Source organism: Pseudomonas sp. SDO5591_S426 (assembly GCF_054070755.1).
On sequence record NZ_JBSVXD010000239.1, the window covers coordinates 1 to 7,185 of the forward strand.

4 protein-coding genes are annotated in these 7,185 nt (G+C 60.9%); all 4 read left to right on the forward strand.

Annotation, left to right across the window (positions count from 1 at the left end; translation table 11 throughout):
• Nucleotides 1-271 precede the first annotated feature (271 nt).
• On the forward strand, nucleotides 272-2,143 hold the full coding sequence (locus ACW9JC_RS27250) for a DUF1302 domain-containing protein (RefSeq protein ID WP_448107960.1): 1,872 nt from the start codon (nucleotides 272-274) through the stop codon (nucleotides 2,141-2,143).
• Nucleotides 2,144-2,157: 14 nt separating this feature from the next.
• Complete coding sequence (locus ACW9JC_RS27255) at nucleotides 2,158-3,510, forward strand: DUF1329 domain-containing protein (protein ID WP_457458882.1); 1,353 nt, start codon at nucleotides 2,158-2,160, stop codon at nucleotides 3,508-3,510.
• Nucleotides 3,511-3,588: 78 nt separating this feature from the next.
• Nucleotides 3,589-4,719, forward strand: coding sequence for a WD40/YVTN/BNR-like repeat-containing protein (locus ACW9JC_RS27260; RefSeq protein WP_457458884.1), 1,131 nt, complete (start codon nucleotides 3,589-3,591; stop codon nucleotides 4,717-4,719).
• A complete protein-coding gene (locus ACW9JC_RS27265; RefSeq protein ID WP_457458886.1) occupies nucleotides 4,716-7,073 on the forward strand; it encodes an efflux RND transporter permease subunit in 2,358 nt (785 codons plus the stop codon). Before ACW9JC_RS27260 ends, ACW9JC_RS27265 begins: the two co-directional genes overlap by 4 nt.
• The last annotated feature ends 112 nt before the right edge of the window (nucleotides 7,074-7,185 follow it).

Here is a 7,185-nt window from a genome sequence, read left to right on the forward strand (position 1 = left end):
GGCGGAGTGTCAGTCACCATTAATGTTGAATGTGATGGCCCCTTCGCGAGCAAGCCCGCTCCCACATGGATTGAGTGTGTGGACCAACGAATGTCCCTGACAGCATTTGGTAAATCACTGGCGTGATCTGCACTGAATTCCCCCGCTGCGCTATCCATCATCTCCCTCAGCTTGTCCACCTTGCCGCGACTGCCTGACGCAGTGGCGCGAGGCCCCAGGTAAACCGCGCCTGTTTCAAGCCCCCAACAATAAAAATCAGGAGGGCATTTTTATGACCCCAATCCGTGGTCGCACCTTGCTGGCCCGTACCGTTCTAGTCCTCTCGCCGCTGTCACTGGCTGTCATGCAGACCGTGCACGCGGGGGAGTTTCAATGGGGAGAAATCAGTGGCCGAGCCAACGGTAGCATCAGCGTGGGTTCGGTGTGGAGCGCTGAAAACCCCAACAGCAATTACATCTTCCAGGGCAACGCCGACAGCATCGGCCGTGGCCATGCCGGCAAGTACAACCCCAACAGTGCGCGCAACGTCGATGACAGTCGCCTGAACTGGGACAAGGGCGACCTGGTGTCGTCCCCCGTGACGGTGCTCGGTGAAATGGAGCTGAACTGGAAAAACTACGGCGCATTCATTCGCGGCAAAACCTGGTACGACTACACGCTGAATCACCACAACGTCGACTTCGGCCATTCCGCCAACGGCTACCAGGCCAACAGCACGCTCAACGACAGTCACTTCGATGATCTTGCGCAGTTCCAGGGCATCGAGCTGCTCGACGCCTACGTGTTCGGCGACTTCGACCTTGCCGGGCACCCGCTCAATGCCCGGGCCGGTAATCAAGTGGTCAACTGGGGTGAAGGCCTGTTCTTCCAGAACGGCATCAACGCCATCAACCCGGTCGACACCGCGGCCCTGCGCCGTCCCGGCTCGCAACTCAAGGAAGCGCTGGTGCCGGTGCCGATGCTGTACGGCAACCTAGGCCTGACCGACAACCTGAGCCTGGAAGCCTTCTATCAACTGCAATGGAAGGCCTCGACCCTGGAAGGCTGCGGCACGTACTTCTCCAGCAACGACTACATCACCGACGGCTGCTACGGCGTGCCGCGTGCGGGTGCCAATGACCCGGCCTCCTACGCCGCCGGCCAGATCATTGAGCGTGGCCCGAACAACGATCCACGTGACAGCGGCCAGTTCGGTGTGTCGTTGCGCTACTTCGCCGACGCCATCGATACCGAGTTCGGCGCCTACGCCATGAACATTCATTCGCGCATGCCATACGCCAGTATCAACACTGACCGCTATGGTCCGGCGGGTGCCGGCTGGCGCGATCCCAACCTTGCCCCCGGCAACGCGGCCAGAAACGCCACCTACTTTGCCGACTACCCCGAAGACATCCGCATTTTCGGTTTGAGTTTCTCCACCAACCTGTGGGGCACCTCGGTGTTCGGCGAGTACAGCTATCGCCCTAACCAGCCGGTGCAACTGGCCACGGGCGACCTGATTCCGGCCTTCGCCGGCAACGCCGCAGCGACCGGCGCCGCCATCGGCCAGCCGCTGACCCTGGGCAATGACGCCCTGCGTGCCACACCGGGTTCGGTCTACAACGGCTACGACCGTCTGGAGATTTCCCAGTTTTCCCTGGGCTTCATCAAATCCATCCCGCAGGTGCTCGGCGCGGACAGTCTGAACCTGATGGGCGAAGCGGCGATGAAGTACATGCACGACCTGCCAGACCAGTCGGACCGGCGCTACAACAAGTCGGAAATCTACGGCAGTGACCTGGCGTCCGGCAGCGCGGCCGGCTGTGCCGCCGGGGTCACGGTGCAGCAATACAAACAGTACGCCTGCTCCAGCGATGGCTACACCAGCCGGTTCTCTTGGGGTTATCGCCTGCGTGCCCAGTTGAATTACCCGGGCGTGTTCGCCGGGGTCAACCTGTCGCCGTTCATGGCTTTCGGTCAGGACGTCAAGGGCTGGTCCTACGACGGCAACTTCGTCGAAGACCGTTTGCTGGGCTCGGTCGGCCTGCGCGCTGATTACTTGCAGGACTACTCCGCCGAGGTGTCCTGGTCGGGCACCGGCAACACCCCTTTCGCTCCCACCGACAAGGACTTCATCTCTCTCAGCCTGCGCATGGGCTTCTAGTTCGAGACTTCACCATGAATCATAAAAAACTGCTTCGACTCACTCTGCTCGGCGCCATGATCAGCGTTGCCAGCGCCCCGGCGCTGGCCGCCCTGGATAGCAAGGACATCGCCCGCCTCGGCACCGACCTGACCCCGGTGGGCGCGGAAATGGCCGGCAACGCCAACGGCACCATTCCTGCCTGGACCGGCGGCCTGACCACAGCGCCCGCCGGTTCCAACCCGGCCCAGGACTACCTGGACCCGTACGCCAATGAGAAACCGCTGTACACCGTGACGGCCGCCAACATGGCCCAATACAAGGCCGAGCTGACGCCGGGTTACCAAGCGATGTTGCAGAAGTACCCGACCTTCAAGATGCAGGTCTACCCAAGCCATCGCACGGCCGCCCTGCCGCAGAGTGAGTACGCCGAAATCCGCAAGGAAGCAGCCTCGGTTTCGCTCGCCGACAACGGCAACGGCATGCTCAATTACCAGAACACCTCAGTGCCGTTCCCGATTCCCAAGACGGGGCTTGAGGCCATCTACAACCACATGGTCCGTTACCGTGCCGGCGGCTATCACAACTACCCGACGGAAATGGTGGTGCAAGCCAACGGCAAGTTCACCCCGGTGCGTCGTGATGTCTCGGTGATGATGGCCTCGGCGATGGGCAACCCCGAACCCAATCGCCTCTATTACTACCTGGGCAAGGTCACTTCGCCGGAAAGCGTGGCGGGCAGCCAGAACCTGGTGCATGAACCCATCGACCAGACCACCGAAACCCGCCTTGCCTGGACCTATAACCCAGGTCAGCGCCGCGTGCTGCGCGCACCGGAAATCTCTTATGACTCGCCGGTCGTGACGTCCGAAGGACTGCGCACCAACGACATGATGGACATGTTCAACGGCGCACCGGATCGCTATGACTGGAAGCTGGTGGGCAAGAAAGACATGCTGGTGGCCTACAACACCTACAAACTGGCGTCCCACTCACTCAAGTACGGCGACATCATCCAGCCCGATCACCTCAATCAGGACCTGATTCGTTACGAACCGCACCGCGTCTGGGTGGTGGAAGCCACGCTCAAGCCTGGCCAGCGTCACATCTACGGCAAGCGCGTGTTCTACATCGACGAAGACAGCTGGGCGATTCTGGCTGCCGACCTGTATGACGGTCGCGGCGAGCTGTGGCGTGTGCAGGAAGCCCACAGTTTGCAGCGCTATGACGTGCTCTCGGCGATTCACATCAGCGACGTCGCCTATGACTTGCAGGCCCGCCGCTACATCGTTTCGGGTCTGGAAAACGAAGAGAAACGCGCGCAGTTCGGCATCAAGGCCGATCTCAAGGACTTCAGCACCGCCGCCCTGCGTCGCAGCGGCCGCTAGTCCCTTCCTCGATGGCCGGGCGGTCGGCACATGCTGACCGCCCGCTTTACGTTCTCTCCCTAAAAAACAGGGTGCGCCATGCCACTCAAATTCCCCCTACACCCCGCGTTCGCCCTGCTGCTTTGCCTGGGCGCTACGGCTGTAAATGCAGCAACGCTGAACGATCGCCTGGAGCGCCCGTCGCAATCGACCGCACTGGGGGCGCAAACACTGTTGAGCGACGTCCAGCCAGTCGGTGAGCAACAAGTGATGGTCGGCGCGGCCGGTCATATTCTGCTGCGCGATGCCAGCGGCCAGGTGCGACAAGCCCAGGTGCCGGTCGATCTGCTATTGACCGCCGTGCAGTTCGTCGACGGGCAAAACGGCTGGGCCGTGGGCCACGACGGTGTGGTGCTGCACAGCCAGGATGGCGGCCGTTCCTGGAACAAGCAACTGGATGGCCGAGCGATCAACCCGTTACTGCTCAAGGCAGCCGAAGACGATTTGGCCACTGCCGAACAGGCCACCAGCGCTGCACCGGATGACGATCACCTCGCCAACGCCCTGGAAAACGCCCGGTTTGCGCTGGATGACGCACAGGCAGCCAGTGACTCCGGCCCTTCTCGTCCGCTGCTGGGCCTGTGGTTTCGCAACGCCCGCGAAGGTTGGGTGGTCGGCGCCTACGGCATATTCCTCAAGACCACCGACGGCGGCGCTTCGTGGCACGCGGTCAACGGCCTGGACAACCCGGACCGCCTGCACCTGAACAGCATTTTGGGCCTGGCCGATGGCAGCTTGCTGGTCGCCGGTGAAGGTGGCCGGCTCTATCGCTCTGTCGATAGCGGCGAACACTGGCAACCCACGCAACAGCCGACCGATGCCTCGTTGTACGCCATCGCCAAACTGTCCAGCGGCCAGGTATTGGCAGCCGGTTTCGGCGGTACGTTGTTGGTCAGTGATGATCAGGGTGTGAGTTGGACGCCCCGCGATTTACCGGTCAAGGCCAGTCTGTACGGCATCAAGCAGTTGTCTTCCGGCGCCGTGGTACTGGCGGGACAAGGTGGCTTGTTGCTGTACAGCACCGATGGCAAAACCTTCGAGCAATGGCGCGCACCGAGCAAGGCAGCGCTGCTCAATGTCAGTGAAACCCACACCGGGCAACTGCTGCTGGTCGGCGCTGCCGGCCTGCAGGTTCTGCCGATGATGCCCTTCAAGGAACACGCAAAATGAATGCCCCCCTCCCTCAGGACCCGATCAAGATCGGCGCCATGCAACGTGCCGTGGGCTTCACCGAGCGCCTGCTGTTCGGTCATCGTTGGCTGGTTTTGGCTTTTTTCATGATTGCATCGGTGGTGCTGGGCATCGCGGCGCTATCGTTGCGACCGGACGCCAGTTTCACCCGGATGATTCCCACCGGGCACCCGTTCATTGCCAATTACCTGAAATTCGAAGACGTCCTGCGCCCGCAAAGCAACGTGCTGCGAGTGCTGGTGCAAAACCCCAAGGGCGATATCGTCACCAAGGAATTTCTTGAGACCCTGCGCGAGGTCAACGACAAGCTTTTCTATATTCCCGGTGTCGACCGCAGCAACCTCAAGTCCCTGTGGACGCCCAATGCCCTGTGGTCGGAAGTCACCACCGAAGGCTTGCGCGCCGGCCGGGTGATCCCGGACACCTACGACGGCAGCCCGCAAGCGCTGGACCAAGTACGTCGCAATATCCAGCGCGCCAACATGATCGGCAGTTTCGTGGCCAATGACTTTCAGTCGGCGATCATCCGCGTGCCACTGCTCGAACGCGACCCGCAAACCGGCCAGCCACTGGACTACGGCGCCCTCACCCAGGCCCTGGAAACCCAGGTTCGCCAGCACTTCGGCGCCCAAGGCGTGACGATACGGGTGATCGGATTTGCTCAGATCATTGGCGACCTGCTCGCCGCCGCCAGTGACATCGCGCTGTTCTTCGCCCTGACCGTGGGCCTGATCAGCGCGCTGCTGTTCTGGTATTGCCGTTGCTGGCGCAGTACGGCGGTGACGGTGTTGACCTGCCTGCTGACAGTGGTTTGTCAGTTGGGCCTGCTCAGCCTGCTGGGCTTTGGCCTCGATCCTTATTCGATCCTGGTGCCGTTCCTGATTTTCGCCATCGGCATCAGCCACGCGGTGCAAAACATCAATTTGATGATGAGCGAGATGAGCCTGGGCGTGACGCCTGTCGAAGCGTCGCGACGAACGTTCCGTGCGTTGTTCATTCCTGGCACCACCGCGCTGCTGGCGGACGCGGTCGGTTTCATCACTTTGCTGGTGATCGACATCGGGGTGATCCAGCAACTGGCGATCACCGCCAGCATCGGCGTGTTCGTGGCGATTTTTACCAAGATGTTCCTGCTGCCAGTGTTGATGTCGTATGTCGGCGTCAGCCCACGGGGTTTGCAGCAACAACTCAAACGCAGCCGATCCTCGTGGCCGGTGTTTCGCCGGGTGGCGACCATTGTCCAGCCTCGTCGCGCCATGGCGTTGATCGTGGTCAGCCTGATGCTGCTTGGTATCGGCTACTACGCGCGCCAGGACCTGAAAATCGGCGACCTCGACAAAGGCGCACCGGAGTTCCGTCCGGAGTCGCGTTACAACCAGGACAACGCGTACCTGCTCGATCATTACACCACCAGCACCGATGTTTTCGTGGTGATGTTCAAGACCCCGGCGGAGCAATGCTCGCGCTATGCCGCCGCCGACCTGGCCAATCAATTCGAACAGCACATGCGCGAAGTGCCGGGCGTGGAATCGGTGCAGTCGCTGTACAACGCGATGCGTTTCAACATCCTGGCGCGCAACGAGGGCAATCCGAAATGGGCCGAGTTTTCCCGTGACCAGTTCGTGATGAACAACGCGCGCTCCAATGTCTCGGGCGAGTTCGTCGACCCTAATTGCAGCGTCGCGCCGATCAGCCTGTACCTGGCCGATCACAAGGCTGAAACCCTGACCCGCGTGGTCGATGCCGTCAATGCCTTCAACGCCCGCTACGACTCAGGTGACTTCGAAATCCTGCAAGCCGCCGGCAATGCCGGGATCGAAGCGGCGACCAATATCACCATCCAGCAATCGGAAAAAACCATGCTAGTCCTGGTGTTCGTGATCATCAGCCTGGTGGTGCTGTGGGAGTTCCGTTCGCTGAAGGTGACCTTTGCCTTGATGGCGCCGCTGTACCTGTCCACCGTGCTGTGCGAAGCAGTGATGGCGAAAATGGGACTGGGGGTGAAAATCGCCACGCTACCGGTGATTGCCCTGGGCGTAGGCATTGGTGTGGACTACGGGATTTACCTGTACAGCCGCATCGAAGGCTTTCTGCATCAAGGATTGAAGTTCCAGGCTGCGTTCTTTGAAGCGCTGAAAACCACCGGTACGTCGGTGGCCTTCACCGGCATCACCCTCGCCTTGGGCGTCGCAACGTGGTCGTTCTCGGTGCTGAAGTTTCAGGCGGATATGGGGTTGTTGCTGGTACTGCTGTTCCTGTGGAACATGGTGGGTGCGCTGCTGTTGATGCCCGCGCTGGCGGCGGTGCTGATGTTCAACAAGCGCACTCGGTAAAATCGATGCCTGCAAAAAATGGCAGCCAATGGCTGCCATTTTCTACGGGTGTACATCAAACCCTGTGGGAGCGGGCTTGCTCGCGAAGGGGCGTCACATTCAACATTTATGG

Bases quoted from the DNA above. Each gene is read 5' to 3' on its own strand.
- ACW9JC_RS27255 (WP_457458882.1), top strand. From the start codon at position 2,158: ATGAATCATAAAAAACTGCTTCGACTCACTCTGCTCGGCGCCATGATC.
- ACW9JC_RS27250 (WP_448107960.1), top strand. From the start codon at position 272: ATGACCCCAATCCGTGGTCGCACCTTGCTGGCCCGTACCGTTCTAGTC.
- ACW9JC_RS27265 (WP_457458886.1), top strand. From the start codon at position 4,716: ATGAATGCCCCCCTCCCTCAGGACCCGATCAAGATCGGCGCCATGCAA.
- ACW9JC_RS27260 (WP_457458884.1), top strand. From the start codon at position 3,589: ATGCCACTCAAATTCCCCCTACACCCCGCGTTCGCCCTGCTGCTTTGC.